We start from the raw sequence: 16,894 nt of genomic DNA, 5'->3' as shown, positions 1-16,894 counted from the left end.
CCCCCCCCCCCCCCCCCCCCCCCCCCCCCCCCCCCCCCCCCCCCCCCCCCCCCCCCCCCCCCCCCCCCCCCCCCCGGGTCGCCTCGCGCAAGCGAGGCGAAATCCTGCTCCCCCTACTGCGGCAGGGTCTCGCGCAGATAGCGGATCATGTTGCCCCCCATGACCTTCGCGATCCCCCGTTCGCTCAGCCCGGCCTCCAGCAACGCCTGTGTCAGCGCGGCCAGTTCCGAACTGTCGAATTCCGTCTCGACCGCGCCGTCGAAATCCGAGCCGAGCGAAACGTGATCCTCGCCCACGAGCCGCACCGCCGCCACGATCGACCTTGCCACGCCCGCAGGCGTCGCGTCGCAGGTCACCTCGGCCCAGGCGCCGATGCCGATCAGACCGCCTTTCGCGGCGATCTGCTTCATCAGCGCGTCGGGGAAGTTGCGCTTCACCGGGCAGACCCCGTGAATGCCGCCGTGGCTGACGATCGGCCGCGTGCCCGGCATCGCCAGCACCTCCCGCGCCATCTGTTCCGAGGCGTGGGCAAGGTCGATCACCATGTGCTTTTGCACCATCGCTTCGACCACCTGCCGCCCGAACGGCGTCAGCCCGGCATCGTCTTCGCCATGCAGCGAGCCGCCCAGTTCGTTGTCGAAGAAATGCGTCAGCCCGATCAGCCGGAACCCGGCGTCGTAAAGCCTATCCAGATTTTCCATCTTGCCTTCCAGCACATGGCCGCCCTCGGCGCCCAGAATCCCGGCCACGGTCTGCGCGCCTTGCGCCCGCGCCGCCAGCACCCGGTCGAGATCCTCCGCCGTCCGCACCACCATCAGCTGATCGGGGGCGGCCCTGGCCATCGCAGCCAGCCGCGCCGCCTGATCCAGCGCGCGTTCGGCAAGGCTGAACCAGCTCTTCAGCGGGCGCAATTGCCCGATCACCAGAAGCGTGATGTTGTCCCGCGCTCCGGCGTCGTTATGGTCGTAATTCATCCCGGCGGGGGTTTTCGTCACCGTGGTGAAGACCTGCACCGCCACATTGCCCGCCCGCAGCCGCGGCAGATCGACATGGCCGCGATCCGAGCGCGTCAGCAGGTCGCGGTCCCACAGAAGCGCGTCGGAATGCCAGTCGCCGATGGCGAGCGTCTTGTGCAGCGCCGCCGCCTGCGCCGAGACCGGCCAGGGATCATGCGGCACGACCCGGTTTTGCCCCCGCTCGACGATGCCGGGGGCAAGGGCGAAGAACGCCCCCGCCGCCAGGATCACGGCCCCGCCCAGGCCCCATCCGATGCTTTTGCCCCAGCCCATGCGCCCCCCTCCGTTTCGGAAAGGCTAGCAGGGGCGGGGGCAGGCGCAAAGCGCCAACGTGGCGTCAGGCCTCCATCGCCTCCAGCTCGTCGATCAGCCCGGCGATCATCGACAGACCCTTGTCCCAGAAGGCCGGGTCCGAGGCGTCAAGACCAAAGGGCGCCAGCAGATCCTTGTGGTGCTTCGATCCGCCCGCTTCGAGCATCTCGAAATACTTGCGTTGGAAGTCGGGCAGGCCCGCCGCATAGGTGGCGTAAAGCGCATTCACCAGCCCGTCGCCGAAAGCATAGGCATAGACGTAGAAGGGCGAATGCACGAAATGCGGGATATAGGTCCAGAAGGTTTCGTAGCCCGGCATGAACTCGAACGCCGGGCCGAGGCTTTCCGCCTGCACCGACATCCAGAGCGCGTTGATCGCCTCGGGCGTGAGTTCGCCTTGCGCCCGGGCCGCATGCAGCTTGCATTCGAAATCGTAAAACGCGATCTGCCGGACGACGGTGTTGATCATGTCCTCGACCTTGCCCGCCAGCAGCTGCTTGCGTTCGGCGGGGGTCTTCGCGGCGTCCAGCAGCGCGCGGAAGGTCAGCATCTCGCCAAAGACCGAGGCGGTTTCCGCCAGCGTCAGCGGCGTGTCCGACAGCATCGGCCCCTGTTTGGCGGCCAGAACCTGATGCACGCCATGGCCCAGCTCATGCGCCAAGGTCATCACGTCGCGCGGTTTGCCGAGATAGTTCAGCATCACGTAAGGGTGCACCGTCGTCACCGTCGGATGGGCGAAGGCCCCCGGCGCCTTGCCCGGCTTCACCCCGGCATCGATCCAGCCTTTGTCAAAGAAGGGCGCGGCGATCTCGGCCATTTTGGGCGAAAACGCGCCGTAAGCGCCCAGAACCGTGTCCTTCGCCTCGTCCCACAGAATCTTGCGCGGGGTTTCGCTGGGCAAGGGCGCGTTGCGGTCCCAGACCTGCAGCTTTTCAAGCCCCAGCCATTTCGCTTTCAGCGCGTAATAGCGATGCGACAGCCGCGGATAGGCGGCCACGACCGCATTGCGCAAAGCCTCGACCACCTCGGGCTCGACATGGTTCGACAGGTGGCGGCCCAGCTGCGGCGTGGGCATCTTCCGCCAGCGGTCCTCGATTTCCTTTTCCTTCGCAAGCGTGTTGTGCACGCGGGCGAAAAGCTTGACGTTCTGCCCGAAGACGCGCGCCAGTTCGCGCGCCGCCGCCTCGCGCTTGCCCCGGTCGTGATCGCTCATCAGCGTCGTCGTGGCCTCAAGGCTGAGGGTCTCGCCATCCACGGTGAATTCCAGCGCCGCGGTGGTTTCGTCAAACAGCCGGTTCCACGCCGCGGCGCCCACGACCGATTGATCGTGCAGGAACTTTTCCAGCTCGTCGGAAAGTTGATAGGGTTTCATCGCCCGCATCCGGTCAAAGACCGGCTTGAAGCGCGCCACCAGCGGATCGGCAAAGACCGCTTCATAGCGCGCATCCTCGATGCGGTTGAATTCCAGGCTGAAGAACACCAGCGGCGTGGTGAAGCCGGTGATCCGGTCGCCCGCATCCGACATGAACTTGGCGCGTTCGGCATCGGTGGTGTTCTGATAATAGCGCAGCCCCGCATAGGACATGATCCGCCCGGCCGTGGTCTCGATCGCCTCGTGGCGCGCGATGCAGGCGGCCATGCCCGCGGCGTCAAGCGTCGCCAGCCGCCCCTCGTAATCGCGGGCGAAGGCGGCGCATTCGGCCTCCAGCCAGTCCATGTCGCGGTTGAATTCGGGCGCGTCGGGGGCGGTGTAGAGATCGCTCAGGTCCCAGTCGGGCAGGGCACCGAAGTCGCCGGCCCCTCCTTGCGCGGGCGCGGCATCGAACAGGGCTGCGGAAACGGGGGCGCAAAAGCGGCGGTTCATGGCGTTCTCCTTGGTGTCGGTTCAGAGATAGGGGCAGGGCAGGGGGCGTGCAAGCCGGGCCTGAATTGCGAATTTGCCTGAATTTTGCGCAAACGCACAGCGATCGGGCGGCCTTGTCGCGCTTTCTGGCCTGTTTCCTGCTGCGGCGCTTCCGCTTCCCCCGCGGCCTGCCTAGGATTCGAACAGGGCGAGGGAATCACGCATGACGACTTATTTCAACGAAATGTACGAAGGCGGCACCGTCCGCGAGCCCTATGCGCGGCTCGAAGACTGGACGAAGGCCATGCCCGCCGCATTGCGCGCGATGAAACAGGCCGAGGCCGAGGCGCTTTTCCGCCGGATCGGCATCACCTTTGCGGTCTATGGCGAGGGCGGCGATCCGGACCGGCTGATCCCGTTCGACATGTTTCCCCGCGTCTTCACGCAAGCCGAATGGCGCAAGCTCGAACGCGGCATCAAGCAGCGGGCGCGGGCGCTGAACGCCTTTCTGCTGGATGTCTATGGCCGCGCCGAGATCGTCCGGGCGGGCAAGATCCCGGCGCGGCTGGTGTTTCAGAACGAGGCCTTCGAGCGCGCCGTGGCGGGCTTCACGCCGCCGCGCGGGATCTATTCCCACATCGTCGGCATCGACATCGTGCGGACCGGCGCGGATGAATTCTTCGTGCTGGAAGACAATTGCCGCACCCCTTCGGGCGTCAGCTACATGCTGGAAAACCGCGAAATCATGATGCGGATGTTCCCGCAGCTGTTTCGCGAAAACCGCATCGAGCCGGTGGATGGCTATTCCGATGCGCTTCGCCGCACGCTGGCCAGTGTCGCCCCGGCGAAATGCGAACGCGAGCCGACGATCGCGATCCTGACGCCGGGCCATTACAACAGCGCCTATTACGAACACAGCTTTCTGGCCGATCTGATGGGCGTCGAACTGGTCGAGGGCGCCGATCTGTTCGTGGAAGGCGGGTTCGTGTGGATGCGTACCACCGAGGGGCCGAAGAAGCTGGACGTGATCTATCGGCGCATCGACGACGCTTTCCTTGACCCGCTCTGTTTCCGGCCGGATTCGATGCTCGGCATTCCGGGGCTGATGGATGTCTACCGTTCGGGCGGGGTGTCGATCTGCTCGGCGCCGGGCGCGGGCGTGGCCGATGACAAGGCGGTCTATACTTTCGTGCCCGAGATGATCCGGTTCTATCTGGGCGAAGAGCCGCTTTTGAACAACGTCCCCACCTGGCAATGCGCCAAGCCCGATGATTGCAAATATGTGCTTGAAAACCTTGGCGAACTGGTGGTGAAAGAGGTGCATGGCTCGGGCGGCTACGGCATGCTGGTCGGGCCCAGATCGACCGCCGATCAGATCGAGACCTTCCGCGCCAAGATCGAGGCGCATCCGGAAAACTACATCGCGCAGCCGACGCTGGCGCTGTCCTCGACGCCGACCTTTGTCGAAGAGGGGATCGCGCCGCGGCATGTCGATTTGCGGCCCTATTGCCTTGTCGGCGAGAAGATCGAACTGGTGCCGGGCGGTCTGACCCGTGTCGCCCTGAAGGAGGGGTCGCTGGTCGTGAACTCCTCGCAGGGTGGCGGGGTGAAAGACACCTGGGTTTTGGCGGAGTAAAAGCATGCTGAGCCGGACCGCTGAAAACCTGTTCTGGATCGCGCGTTACATCGAACGCGCCGAAACCATGGCGCGCCTGCTGGAAGTGGGCGCCCGCATCGCGCTGATGCCCTCGGCCGGGCATGGCTATCGCAGCGAATGGGAGAGCCTGCTGCAGGCCTCGGGCACCGCCGAGGGCTTCGCCGCGAAATATGGCGACCCGGTGCAGCGCAACATCGAAAGCTATCTGTTCTTTGACCGCGACAATCCCTCGTCGGTGGTGTCCTGCATCGAACGGGCGCGGGAAAATGCCCGGATCGTGCGGACGGCGCTGACCTCTCAGGTCTGGGATGCGCTCAATGGCGCGTTTCAGGAGATGCGCCAGCTGGAACGCAAGCCGCGGTCTGAAATGGAGCTGACCGAGCTCACCGAATGGGTGACGCGGCAGGCGGCATTGGTGCGTGGCGCCATCGACGCGACGCTTTTGCGCAACGACGGCTATGCGTTTTTGAACCTTGGTTTCGCGCTGGAACGGGCCGACAACACCGCGCGGCTGATCGACGTGAAATATTACGTCCTGCTGCCCTCGGTCGATTTCATCGGCTCCGGCCTCGATAACTACCAATGGCAGACGCTTTTGCGCGCGCTCTCGGCGCATCGGGCGTTTCACTGGGCTTATGGCGGCGAGATCACCGCGGCGAAGATCGCGCATTTCCTGATCCTCAATCCGCAATCGCCCCGGTCCCTGGTCACCACCGTCACCATGGCGATGGAAAATCTGGATGCGCTGGCAAGGGGGTATCAACGCTCCGGCGCGGCGCAGATGCGGGCGCGGTCGCTGGTGGGCGAGATCGCCGAAACCCGCGTCGAGGAGATCTTCGACGAGGGCCTGCATGAATTCCTGACCCGCTTCATCCGCGATGTCGGCGAATTGTCCGACATGGTGCAGGCGGCTTATCTGAGCGGAGAAGCGCGATGATCCTCACGGTGCATCACGTCACCACTTACGAATACGACACGCCGATGCGCGGCGCCGTGCAATCCTTGCGGCTGTTTCCGTCGCGCTTTGACGGCCAGCGCACGATCCGCTGGGATGTGGCGGTCGAGGGCGGCCTGCGCGGCGGCAATTTCCGCGACGGGGCGGGCGACAAGGTCGAGGGCTGGTCGCTGCGCGGTCCGGTGACCGAGGTGACGATTTCCGCCATCGGTCAGGTCGAGACCACCGACACCGCCGGGGTGCTGCGCGGCCACCGCGAGATCGTCTCGCCCTTCGCCTATCTGCGCGAGACCTCGGCGACCTGGATCGACCATGCGCTGCGCGATCTGGCCGAGACCGCCGCCGAGGGGGCGAAAGACCCGCTGGAGCGGGCGCATCGGCTGTCGCGCGCGGTCAGTGACGCCATCGCCTATCGCCCCGGCACGACGCACGCCCATACGACGGCGGCCGAGGCGCTGTCGCAGGGCGAGGGGGTCTGTCAGGATCACGCCCAAGCGCTTCTGGCCTGTGCCCGCGCCGTGGGGATGCCCGCGCGCTATGTCTCGGGCTATCTTTTCGCCCGCGAGGATGGCGCGCCGCATGAAGCCGCCCATGCCTGGGCCGAGATCTGGGTCGAAAACATCGGCTGGATCGGCTTTGATCCGGCCAATGAATGCTGCCCCGATGCGCGGTACATCCGTATCGGCTCGGGCCTTGATGCGCGCGAGGCGGCCCCGATCAAGGGCATCGCGCAGGGCGACGGCTCCGAGCGGCTCGATGTCACGGTTGCCTTGGACGCCGTGCAACAATAATGTGGCCGCCTGCTTTTCCGGGGGAATGATGACCTATTGCGTGGGCCTGCTGCTCGATCAGGGCATGGTGCTGTTGTCCGACACCCGCACCAATGCGGGGCTCGACAATATTGCGACCTATCGCAAGATGTTCGTGTTCGAAGAGCCGGGCGAGCGGGTGGTGACGATCCTCACCGCGGGCTCGCTCTCGGTCACGCAGACGACGATTGCCCGGCTGCGCGAGGCGATCGAGCATCCCGAAACCAGTGCCGATACCTCGATCATGCAGGCGCCGACGATGCTGGCCGTTGCCGAGATCATCGGCAACACGCTGGCTTCGGTGCGCCAGGACATCGACCACAAGATGAACGCGTCCAAGGTGACGGTCTCGGCCTCGATGATCGTGGCGGGGCAGCGCCGGGGCGGCGCGATGCGGATGTTCCTTGTCTACCCCGAGGGCAATTTCATCGAGGCGACCGAGGACACGCCGTTTTTGCAGATCGGCGAGCACAAATACGGCAAGCCGATCCTTGATCGTGTCGTGCGGCCCGCAACGTCGCTGGAAGACGCGCAAAAGGCCGTGCTTTTGTCGATGGATTCGACGCTGCGCTCGAACCTTTCCGTGGGGATGCCGCTGGATCTGGCGGTGATCGCGCGCGATGCCTGCAAGGTCGGGCTGCGCAAGCGGATCGAAAAGGACGATGCGCAATTCGCGGCGATGTCGCAGGCCTGGTCCGAGGCCCTGCGCGACGGGTTCGGCCGGATCACGCTTTAAGCGGTTCAGCCCCGGTTCGCGTCGAACAGCGCGGCGCAGGCGTCGTAAAACCGCGCCCGCATCGCGGGGCCTTCCATCATCACCTCGTGCTCGGCACCGTCGTAAAGCGCCAGCTGCCCGTGCCGCCAGGCGGCCATGCGGGTGCGGACCGGCTCTTGCGGCACGATGCGTTCCCGCGTGCCAAGCGCGCAGTAACAGGGCAGATCGGGCGTGGGCAGCGCCGCCAGCGCCTGGCATTCCAGCACCGCTTCCGCCACCCAATGCAGACAGGCGCCCGCAATGGCGAGACCGGGCGCCTTCGCCACCTGCCGCACAAGCAGCGCCCACATGTCGGGATCGGTGGTCAGGAAATTGTCGTGAAACCCCGCGCGGTGCACGAAGCTCACCGGGCCCCAGCCGGGCGCATAAGACAGCGCGAAGGGGCTTGAACCGGTCATCCGCGCCAGCATCGGGCCGAAAGGCCGGATCGCCCGGGGCAGGCCCACCCCCCACATCGGCGCGGAAAAGGCAACGGCGGCAAAGGGATGCGTGCCCATCAGACGGCGCAGCGCGATCGTGCCGCCCATCGAATGCGCCAGCACAAACCAGGGCCGCGGCAGATCCAGCCGCGCCGCCGCCGCCAGCATCGCATCGACGTCGCGCTGATAATCGCGGAACTTGCCGACGAACCCCTTGACCGGATCGGCGATCAGCCGGTCCGACAGCCCCTGTCCGCGCCAGTCGATCACCAGCGTGCTGTACCCGCGGTCCGCCAGATCGGCCGCCGCGGGACCGTATTTTTCCGCATATTCGGCCCGGCCCGCAAACAGGAACACCGTGCCCTTCGCCCCCCCGCCCCACAGCGTCAGCCGCAGCCGCACGCCATCGGCGGCGGTCAGCCACCAGGCTTGACCGCCTTCGGGCCCCTCGGCCAGATCGTGAAAAAGGGGGGCGTCCTCGATCACGAAAGCGCCGAGCCGAGCTGCATCGCCACGCCCATCGCGCCGTCGATCTTCAGCTTGCCCGACATGAAGGCCATCGTCGGATTCACCGTTCCCTCGATCATGCCGCGGAAGGTGTCGGTGTCGGCGGTCAGCGTGACCTCGGCCGCGTCACCGCCCGCGCGCACGCCATCGGGGTCGCAGATGATGCTGCCTTCGCCTTCGATGATGAATTTCGCGGTGGACGAAAAGCCGTTCGGCAGCTTCGCCGACAGTTGTTCCACGGCCTTTTCGATGACTTTGCTCATGTTGACTCCGATTGTGAACGCCGCCCCCTCGATTTTCGCGGCATATGGGTTAGAGTTCCAACTATGCGGGCGCGATCGATCAGAGACAAATGTATCGTTGCGGCAGTTGCCGTCTTCGTCAACCTCGGTTTTCCGGCCGGGGCCGAAACCACGGGGCTGGAGCGGCAGTTTTCCGAGCTGGCCGATCCTGCCTATGCGGGCTGGCAAAGTGCCGAATCGGATATCCGCCGCGCCTGGTCGCGGTCGGGATCGGCCGCGATGGATCTGCTTTTGAAGCGCGGCGAAGAGGCGATGGATGCGGGCGATCTGCCCGCCGCGATCGAGCATCTGACCGCGCTGACCGATCACGCCCCCGAGTTCCCCGAGGGCTGGAACGCCCGCGCGACCGCCTATTACATGGCCGGAGAGCTGGGCCCCGCGATGGCCGATATCGCGCAGGTTCTGCGGCTGGAGCCGCGGCACTGGGGCGCGCTGTCGGGGCTGGGGATGATTTTCGCCGACATGGGCGACAAGGCGCGGGCGCTTTCGGCCTTTCGCGCCTCTTTCGCCTTGAACCCGCATCAGCAGGATGTGAAGGATTCGATCACACGGCTGGAAAAGGAGCTTGCGGGCATCACCTTGTGAGCCTGCAGGGGGAATGCGAGGGCGGGCAGGCGATGACGGGGCGGATCACCGCGGTCCTTGGGCCGACGAATACCGGCAAGACACATTACGCGATCGAGCGGATGCTCTCGCACCGCACCGGGGTCATCGGCCTGCCGCTGCGGCTTCTGGCGCGCGAGGTCTATGACCGCATCGTCAAGGCGCGCGGCCCTTCGGTCGTGGCGCTGGTCACGGGCGAGGAACGGATCGTTCCCGAACGCGCGCAATATTGGGTCTGCACCACCGAAGCCATGCCCGAGGTCGGCGCCGATTTCGTCGCCATCGACGAGATCCAGCTTTGCGCCGATCCCGAGCGGGGGCACGTCTTCACCGAGCGTCTTTTGTATATGCGCGGCTTGCACGAGACGCTGTTTCTGGGCTCGGATGCGATGAAGGGCGCCATTGCGGCGCTGGTTCCAAAAGTGCAATTCGCCCGGCGCGAGCGTTTGTCGAAATTGTCGTGGGCAGGTTCGAAAAAGATAAGCCGGATGAAGCCACGGGCGGCAATCGTGGGCTTTTCGGTTGAAAATGTCTATGCGATCGCCGAGCTGATCCGGCGGCAAAAGGGCGGCGCGGCGGTGGTGATGGGGGCGCTTTCGCCCCGCACCCGCAACGCGCAGGTGGCGATGTATCAAAATGGCGATGTCGATTACCTCGTCGCCACCGATGCGATCGGCATGGGGCTGAATCTTGACATCGAACATGTCGCCTTTTCCGCCACGGCGAAGTTCGACGGCCGGCGGATGCGGCATCTCTTCCCGCATGAGCTGGGCCAGATCGCGGGCCGGGCCGGGCGGCACACGACGGACGGCACCTTTGGCATCACCGGCGAGGCGCATCCCCTGCCCGAAGAGGTGATCGAGGCGATCGAGGAGCATCGCTTCGCGCCGATCCAGCGGCTGCAATGGCGCAATCCGCGGCTTGAATTCGGCACCGTGCCGCGGCTGATCCAGTCGCTCGAGGAAAGCCCGCAGAACGAGTGGCTCAGCCGCGGCCGCGAGGCCGATGACCTGCGCGCGCTCAAAAGCCTGTCGGAGATGCCCGAGATCCGCGACCGCGTCCGCGCCCCCGCGGATGTGCGGCTGTTGTGGGAGACCTGCCGCATCCCCGATTTCCGCTCGATTTCCGAAACCGAACATGCGACCCTTCTGGCGCGCATCTTCGGCTTTTTGCAGACGGGCAAGGGCGTGCCTTCGGACTGGCTGAAATCCCAGATCGAACGCATCGACCGGACCTCGGGCGATATCGACACTTTGTCGAAACGTCTCGCCTTCATCCGCACTTGGACCTATGTTGCGCAACGCAAAGGCTGGGTGGATGACGAAACCCATTGGCGCGAAGAGACGCGCGCTGTAGAAGACCGCCTGTCGGATGCGCTGCATGGCGCGCTGACCCAACGATTTGTGGACCGGCGCACCAGTGTTCTGCTGCGGCGGCTCAAGCAGAAGGAGACCCTCGTGGCCGAGGTGAACGACAAGGGCGAAGTGATGGTCGAAGGCGAATTCGCCGGCCGTCTTGAGGGCTTCCGCTTCCGGCAGGACACCACGTCCTCGCCCGACGAGGCGAAGATGCTGGCGCGGGCCGCCTATGAGGCGCTGAAGCCCGAATTCAGCCTGCGGTCCGACCGCTTCTACAATGCCCCCGACACCGAGATGGATTTCACCGAGCAAGGCGGCCTGATGTGGGGCACGCAGGCGGTGGGCAAGCTCGTGAAGGGCGCCGATCCGCTGAAACCCGCGGTCGAGCCCTTCGTCGACGAGGAAGCCGGTCCCGAGGTCGCCGAAAAGGTGCGCCGCCGGTTGCAGCATTTCATCGACCGCAAGGTCGCCGCGCTGTTCGAGCCGCTTCTGGCGATGAGCCGCGACGAGGCGCTGACGGGTCTGGCCCGCGGCTTCGCCTTCCGTCTGGTCGAGCATATGGGCATCCTGCCGCGCGACAGCGTCGCGGCCGAGGTGAAGGAACTGGATCAGGAAGCCCGCGGCGCGCTGCGCAAGCATGGCGTGCGCTTCGGCCAATACACGATCTTCCAGCAGCTTCTGCTGAAACCCGCGCCGACGCGGCTGCGGCTGGTGCTGGCCTCGCTCTGGGAGGGGCTGTCCGAGTTTCCCGAAAGCCCGCCGCCCGGTCTGGTGACGATCCCCTATATCGCGGACGTGCCGGTTTCGGCCTATACGCGGTCGGGCTATCGGCCGGCGGGGGTGCGGGCGATCCGCATCGACATGCTGGAGCGGCTGGCCGACATGCTGCGCACGCAAGACAGCAAGGCGGGCTTTGAGGCCACGCCGGACATGCTGTCGATCACCGGCATGACGCTGGAGCAATTCGCCGATCTGATGGGCGGGCTGGGCTATCGCGCCGACAAGGGCGAGCGCGAAAAGGCGAAGCCCGTGGTCGAGGCGAAGGCGCCCGAGGCGGGCTCGGACAATCCGATCCCCGAGGAAGCCTCGCCGATCGCCGAGGCCCAGGCCGAGGTGGAAGCCGCCCCGGCCGAGATGGAGAGCTTTTACACCTTCGCCTGGGCGCCGCGTCCGCGCACCGAGCGTGGCCCGCGTCGCGAGCCGCGGGAAGGTGGCGAGGGCCATCGCGGCCCGCGCGAGCATCGCGGCGGCGACGCCAAGGGCGGCGATCGTCCGCACAAGGGCGGTGACCGTGGCGGTGACCGCGGTGGCGATTCCAAGGGCGGCGAGAAGCGCTCCGAAGGCGGCAAGCCGCGGTCTCGCGATGGCGAGGGCAATCGCGGCGAGCGCAAGTTTGGCGGCGAAGGGGGCAAGGGCGGGTCCAAGGGCGGCAAGCCCTGGGGCAAGGGCAAGCCGCAGGATGATCGCGGCCGCGGTTTCGAATCGCATCCGCCGAAAAAGGACAAGCCGATCGATCCCGACAACCCGTTTGCGGCGGCGCTGATGGGGCTCAAGGGCAAGCTTTGATCCTTGTCTGACGCGAACGCATCCGAGGCGGGGCGCATCCGCATCGACAAATGGCTCTGGCAGGCGCGGTTCGCAAAGAGCCGCGCCTTGGCCGTTGATCTGGTCGCCGCGGGCCGGGTGCGGGTGAACGGGCAGAAGCTTGAAAAGCCCGGCCGTGCGGTGGGCCCGGGCGACGTGCTGACGCTGGTTCTGGGGGCAGAGGTGCGGGTCTTGCGCATCCTGGCCTGTGGCACGCGCCGCGGCCCCGCGCCGGAAGCCGCGACGCTTTATGAGCTGATCGAGGCGGCGGGGCAGTGACCCGTTGCCATGGCCGGTTTCGGGCGGATCAGGAAAGGCATCGCCTTTCCCCGCCCGTAGCGCCCGGTTGCGGCATGACCGTTTCAACCCGCACGACAGAGGGCGGCGCCTGCCCCGGCGGGCGAGAAGCGCCCGCCATGGGCGGGGCGGGCGCTGCCCGAGGGCCTGTGGGCCCTCGGCGGTCACGGGGCTTCTGTCTCGCTTGGCCTCGGCGATGGCCTCGGCCAGTCCGCCCGAGCCGTGCATCAGCCCCCCGGCACTTCGCCGCACCCGGTTTTTGTATATCTCCTGCTCTTGATTGATCGGCGCCGGGGGGCTAGGAAATCCCTGCGCCAAAGATTGGGGTTAAAAGAATGACCTATGTCGTCACCGACAACTGCATCGCCTGCAAATATACCGACTGTGTGGAAGTCTGCCCGGTGGACTGCTTCTACGAGGGCGAGAACACGCTGGTGATCCATCCCGACGAATGCATCGACTGCGGGGTCTGCGAACCGGAATGCCCGGCCGACGCGATCCGTCCGGACACCGAGCCGGGTATGGAGGACTGGGTCGAGTTCAACCGCACCTATGCCCAACAATGGCCGGTGATCACGATCAAGAAAGACCCGCTGCCGGATCACAAGGACCGCGACGGCGAGACCGGCAAGCGCGAGAAATACTTCTCGCCGAACCCCGGCACCGGCGACTGATCGCGGCGCTTTCGGGCCGGGGCGCCGCGGCGTCCCGCCCCAGTCGAGTCGCATCGGGGACCGGGTTTCCGGTTCCGGTGGCGCGGCGGCTTCGTCTGCGCGGATTCGTCGCTGCGCGGCGGGCCGCAAGATTAAGGCAAAACCTGAATTTTTCCTCAAATTCCGGCCGTTCACGCGCATGTTCCCCTGCGCGAAGCTATGAATCGGCTGATTTTTATGCTATAAAGTCGTTACAAAGGAGAACGCCCCATGCCCCGCACAGAACTGCTCGTCTGACGGGGCTTCTTTCGCAAGACAATCAGGCCTCGCAGCGCATTCCGTGCCGCGTGAGTCTGTTTTTGTGGTGGGGCCGTAACCGGGTGCAAGGAAGCGACTGAATGACCAAAATGAAGAAGACCGAATTCCGTCCGGACGATTTCGTTGTGTATCCGGCTCATGGCGTCGGCAAGATCATCTCGATCGAGGAACAGGAAATCGCCGGTCTGCGGCTGGAACTGTTCGTGATCTCGTTCGAAAAGGACAAGATGACGCTCCGCGTTCCCACCCACAAGGCGGTGGATATCGGCATGCGCGGATTGTCGAGCCCGGATGTCGTGTCCAAGGCGCTCGAAACTCTCAAGGGCAAGGCCAAGGTCAAACGCGCGATGTGGTCGCGCCGCGCTCAGGAATACGAGCAAAAGATCAATTCGGGCGACCTGCTGTCGATCGCCGAGGTGGTGCGCGACCTGCACCGCGCCGATGACCAGCGCGAACAATCCTATTCCGAACGCCAGCTGTATGAAGCCGCGCTGGAGCGGCTGACCCGCGAAGTGGCGGCCGTGTCGGGCACCGATGAAGCCGGGGCCGCGAAAAAGGTCGACGACGTTCTGGTCGGCCGCGCCGCCTGATCCCCGCCTTTGCAGACAGGAAACGGGCCCCCGCGGGGGCCCGTTTTCGTTTGCTGCTTGTTGGCGCGCCTTGCGGGCGTTGGGACGGGGCAGGGGGCTCAGCCCTCTTCGATCACGTCGCGGTCCTGTGGCGCCTTGCCCTGCGCGTCGGACTGCCGCCGCCGCTCGGTGAAATGCGCCAGCATCTGCGCCTCGAATTCGGTGTTCAGCGCCTTGGTGCGTTCGACATATTCGGCGTTCTTCTCGGGCTCGAGCCCGGGTTTCCAGACCTCGGCCAGATCGCGCACCGCCGACCGGTCAAGCTTCCAGAACAGCCGTTCCAGCTCATGCGCCTCGAATTCGCTCAGGCCCACGTTTTCCAGCACATAGCGCGCCGCCCGGCAGGAGCTGTCGAACATCTCGCGCACGATGTCATCGGCGCCCGCGGCGTAAAGATCGTAGACGTGATAGCGGTCGCGGGCGCGGGCGATGATGTGCAGGTCGGGCCGCGCCTTGCGGGCATAGGCCACCAGCCGGTTCGTCGCCTCCTTGTCATCCAGCGCCGCCACCAGCACGCGGGCGCGCGACAACCCCGCCGCCGCCAGCAGCTGCGGCTGCGCCGGATCGCCATACCAGGCCTTGAAGCCGAAGGTGCGCAGGGTCTGCACCGTCTTCAGATCGGCATCGAGGACCGTGGTGCGAAAGCCCGACATCGTCACCATCCGGTTCACCACCTGACCAAAGCGCCCGGCGCCCGCGATGATGATCGGCTGTTCCTCGTCGATCTGGTCGGGGGCGGGGCGCGTCGCGGCCGGTTTCAGCCGCCGCGCCAGCCGTTCATGCAGCAAAAACAGCATCGGCGAGAGCAGCATCGAGAGCGCGATCACCAGCAGCACCTTTTCCGCCACCGGCTGCGGCAGGATCCGCTGCATCGTCGCAAAGGACACCAGCACCAGCGAGAATTCCCCCGCCTGCGCCAGGCCAAAGGTGAACAGCCAGCGGTCCGTGCCCCAAAGCCCGAAAAGCCGGGCCAGCCCGTACAGCACCGCCGATTTCACCAGCACCAGCGCCAGCACCAGCCCGGCGATCTTCAGCGGCCCGGCGTAAAGCACGTCCAGATCGATCCCCGCGCCGACGGCGATGAAGAAAAGCCCCATCAGCAGGCCCTTGAACGGCTCGAGGCTGCTTTCCAGCTCATGCTTGAATTCGGAATCCGCCAGCACCACGCCCGCCAGGAACGTGCCAAGGGCCGGCGACAGCCCGACCAGATTCATCAAAGAGGCGATGCCGACCACCAGCATCAGCGCGACGGCGGTATGGATCTCGCGCAGCTTCGAGCCCTGCACGAAACGAAACAGCGGCTGCACCAGGAAATGCCCGATCCCCACCACCAGCACGACGGCGGCCAGCGTCACCAGCGTCAGCCCCCAGGCGGGCAGCGCATCCATGAAGGCCGCCGCGCCATGGCCCGAGGCCTCGGCCCGGGCGAGTTCCCGCGCCCCGGGCAGGGCGAGCAGCGGCAACAGCGCCAGCATCGGGATCACCGCGATGTCCTGCGTCAAGAGCACCGCAAAGGCCGACCGCCCCCCCGCCGTCTGCATCAGCCGCTTTTCGGTCAGCATCTGCACCACGATCGCGGTCGAGGACAGCGACAGGATCGCCCCCAGCGCGATCGCCGCCCGCGGCGGTTGCCCCACCGCCAGCGCCGCCAGCGCCACCGCCGTCGTGGTGATCAGCACCTGCAACCCGCCAAGGCCCAGAAGCTTGTCGCGCATCGACCACAGCGCCTTCGGGTCGAGTTCGAGCCCGATCAGGAACAGCATCATCACCACGCCGAATTCGGCGAAATGCTGCAGATCATGCGCCTCGCCCTGCACCAGCCCCATGCCAGGGCCGATGATCACCCCGGCGATCAGATAGCCCAGCACGGACCCCAGCCCCGCCCGCGTCGCCAGCGGCACCGCCACGACCATGGCGACAAGATACAGCGTGGCCTGCAGCAGAAAGCTTTCCATGCAATTCCATTCACAGAAGGGCGCCCGGCTGCGGGGCAGCGGCGGCACGGCGTCAAACGCGGGGGATGCGCCGACCCTAACCAGAAAGGGCCTTTGCGCCAAGCGCAAAAGCCCGAGGTTTCAGCCCTGTTACCGGATGTGAACGGCTCAACCGCCCTTGAGCAGCTTGAGCGTGATCGGGCGGTTGCCCTTCTGATAGGTCATCTGGCTGTCGCCGATCGCGGTGACGCGCCCGCCATCGAGCCGGTCGCCGACCTGCAGCTTGAAGAAGCGCCCGTTCGGCATCCGCACCAGCGCGCGCCGGTTCGAGGGCGTGCCATAAAGCCCGATCAGCGAGATCTTGTTCAGATCCAGCGCGTTCTTTTGCGTCGCCTCGCGCGCGACCGAGGCGGCGGTGGGCCCGCGCGGGACCACGGCGGCGGATTCGACCTCGCCGGTCTCGATGTCGGGGCTGGACACCACCGTCGGTTCGGGCGGCGGCGAGGGCTTGGCGCGGACCGGCTTTTGCGGCGCGACGGGGACGGGGTCGGGCTCGACCGCGGCGATCCGCGCCGGGGGCGGCGGTTCCGCGGCGATGGCGGCGGCGAGCGCGCTTTGCACCGAGGCGTCGAAATTGCGTGGCCGCGTCATCGGACGGCGCGAGGAGGCCAGCCCGGCTTCCGCCGCGGCGGTTTCGGCGGCAAGGGCGGCCTCGGCGGCGGCCTTGTTTGCCGCAGCCTCGGCCAGCGCGGCTTCGGCGGTCCGCGCGACCGAGCCGGGGCGTTGCTTCGGTTGCGCCCGGCGCAGCACCCGCGCCAGATCGGGCGAAAGGCCCGGGGCCAGCAGCGCACCATCCTCGGGGAGGGCGGCAGGGGCGCTCGGCGCCGCCTCGCCGGGCGGGGCGGCGGGCGGCCGGGTCTCGG

The 16,894-nt window shown here is 66.4% G+C and carries 14 protein-coding genes and 1 pseudogene; 9 read left to right on the top strand and 6 right to left on the bottom strand.

From position 1 onward, the window contains the following. Positions 1-113: 113 nt before the first annotated feature. Both FBT96_RS17145 and FBT96_RS17140 read right to left on the bottom strand, forming a co-directional pair. The gene (locus tag FBT96_RS17145) at positions 114-1,289 is read right to left on the bottom strand and encodes a dipeptidase (protein WP_136908777.1); all 1,176 of its coding nucleotides are present in this window, start codon (positions 1,287-1,289) and stop codon (positions 114-116) included. Positions 1,290-1,353: 64 nt separating this feature from the next. Continuing rightward, positions 1,354-3,192: a M3 family oligoendopeptidase gene (locus FBT96_RS17140; RefSeq protein ID WP_136908775.1), complete on the bottom strand. Its 1,839-nt coding sequence runs from the start codon at positions 3,190-3,192 to the stop codon at positions 1,354-1,356. A 202-nt stretch (positions 3,193-3,394) separates the two neighbouring features. Here FBT96_RS17140 and FBT96_RS17135 point away from each other — a divergent pair, with 202 nt between their 5' ends. The 4 genes from FBT96_RS17135 to FBT96_RS17120 are packed head-to-tail and all read left to right on the top strand — an operon-like array spanning position 3,395 to position 7,328. After that, the gene (locus tag FBT96_RS17135; RefSeq protein WP_136908773.1) at positions 3,395-4,807 is read left to right on the top strand and encodes a circularly permuted type 2 ATP-grasp protein; all 1,413 of its coding nucleotides are present in this window, start codon (positions 3,395-3,397) and stop codon (positions 4,805-4,807) included. A 4-nt stretch (positions 4,808-4,811) separates the two neighbouring features. Next, positions 4,812-5,765 (top strand): alpha-E domain-containing protein, encoded by a 954-nt coding sequence (locus FBT96_RS17130; RefSeq protein WP_055209784.1) that lies wholly within the window; start codon positions 4,812-4,814, stop codon positions 5,763-5,765. Continuing rightward, entirely contained in the window at positions 5,762-6,574 is an 813-nt protein-coding gene (locus FBT96_RS17125; RefSeq protein ID WP_136908771.1) for a transglutaminase family protein, read from the top strand. The genes FBT96_RS17130 and FBT96_RS17125 overlap by 4 nt, the downstream gene beginning before the upstream one ends. A 28-nt stretch (positions 6,575-6,602) precedes the next feature. Beyond that, entirely contained in the window at positions 6,603-7,328 is a 726-nt protein-coding gene (locus FBT96_RS17120) for a proteasome-type protease (RefSeq protein ID WP_136908769.1), read from the top strand. A gap of 5 nt (positions 7,329-7,333) precedes the next feature. Here the strand turns inward: FBT96_RS17120 and FBT96_RS17115 are convergent, their stop codons facing one another. Beyond that, entirely contained in the window at positions 7,334-8,272 is a 939-nt protein-coding gene (locus FBT96_RS17115; RefSeq protein ID WP_249306545.1) for an alpha/beta fold hydrolase, read from the bottom strand. Then, a complete protein-coding gene (locus FBT96_RS17110; protein ID WP_136908766.1) occupies positions 8,269-8,556 on the bottom strand; it encodes an SCP2 sterol-binding domain-containing protein in 288 nt (95 codons plus the stop codon). The genes FBT96_RS17115 and FBT96_RS17110 overlap by 4 nt, the downstream gene beginning before the upstream one ends. Before the next feature lie 63 nt (positions 8,557-8,619). Between FBT96_RS17110 and FBT96_RS17105 the strand changes: the two genes are divergently transcribed. The 5 genes from FBT96_RS17105 to FBT96_RS17085 all read left to right on the top strand — a co-directional run bounded on the left by FBT96_RS17105 (position 8,620) and on the right by FBT96_RS17085 (position 13,998). Then, a complete protein-coding gene (locus FBT96_RS17105) occupies positions 8,620-9,180 on the top strand; it encodes a tetratricopeptide repeat protein (protein WP_136908764.1) in 561 nt (186 codons plus the stop codon). A gap of 32 nt (positions 9,181-9,212) precedes the next feature. Next, entirely contained in the window at positions 9,213-12,122 is a 2,910-nt protein-coding gene (locus FBT96_RS17100) for a helicase-related protein (RefSeq protein WP_136908780.1), read from the top strand. Positions 12,123-12,125: 3 nt separating this feature from the next. Then, the gene (locus tag FBT96_RS17095; protein ID WP_136908762.1) at positions 12,126-12,419 is read left to right on the top strand and encodes an RNA-binding S4 domain-containing protein; all 294 of its coding nucleotides are present in this window, start codon (positions 12,126-12,128) and stop codon (positions 12,417-12,419) included. Between the two features lie 353 nt (positions 12,420-12,772). After that, positions 12,773-13,111 carry a ferredoxin FdxA gene (gene fdxA, locus FBT96_RS17090; RefSeq protein WP_136908760.1) on the top strand — a complete coding sequence of 113 codons (339 nt, stop codon included), beginning with the start codon at positions 12,773-12,775 and terminating at the stop codon, positions 13,109-13,111. A gap of 377 nt (positions 13,112-13,488) precedes the next feature. Then, positions 13,489-13,998: a CarD family transcriptional regulator gene (locus FBT96_RS17085; protein ID WP_136908758.1), complete on the top strand. Its 510-nt coding sequence runs from the start codon at positions 13,489-13,491 to the stop codon at positions 13,996-13,998. 98 nt (positions 13,999-14,096) lie between these two features. Here the strand turns inward: FBT96_RS17085 and FBT96_RS17080 are convergent, their stop codons facing one another. Then, positions 14,097-15,992, bottom strand: coding sequence for a cation:proton antiporter domain-containing protein (locus FBT96_RS17080; protein WP_136908756.1), 1,896 nt, complete (start codon positions 15,990-15,992; stop codon positions 14,097-14,099). 147 nt (positions 15,993-16,139) lie between these two features. Continuing rightward, positions 16,140-16,894, bottom strand: a pseudogene (locus FBT96_RS20845) (translation initiation factor 2); the annotation flags it as partial.

It is taken from the genome of Rhodobacter capsulatus (assembly GCF_005144475.1).
In the GTDB taxonomy this organism is placed as follows: Bacteria; Pseudomonadota; Alphaproteobacteria; order Rhodobacterales; family Rhodobacteraceae; genus Rhodobacter; species Rhodobacter capsulatus_C.
This window is presented reverse-complemented; position numbering and strand designations above follow the sequence as displayed.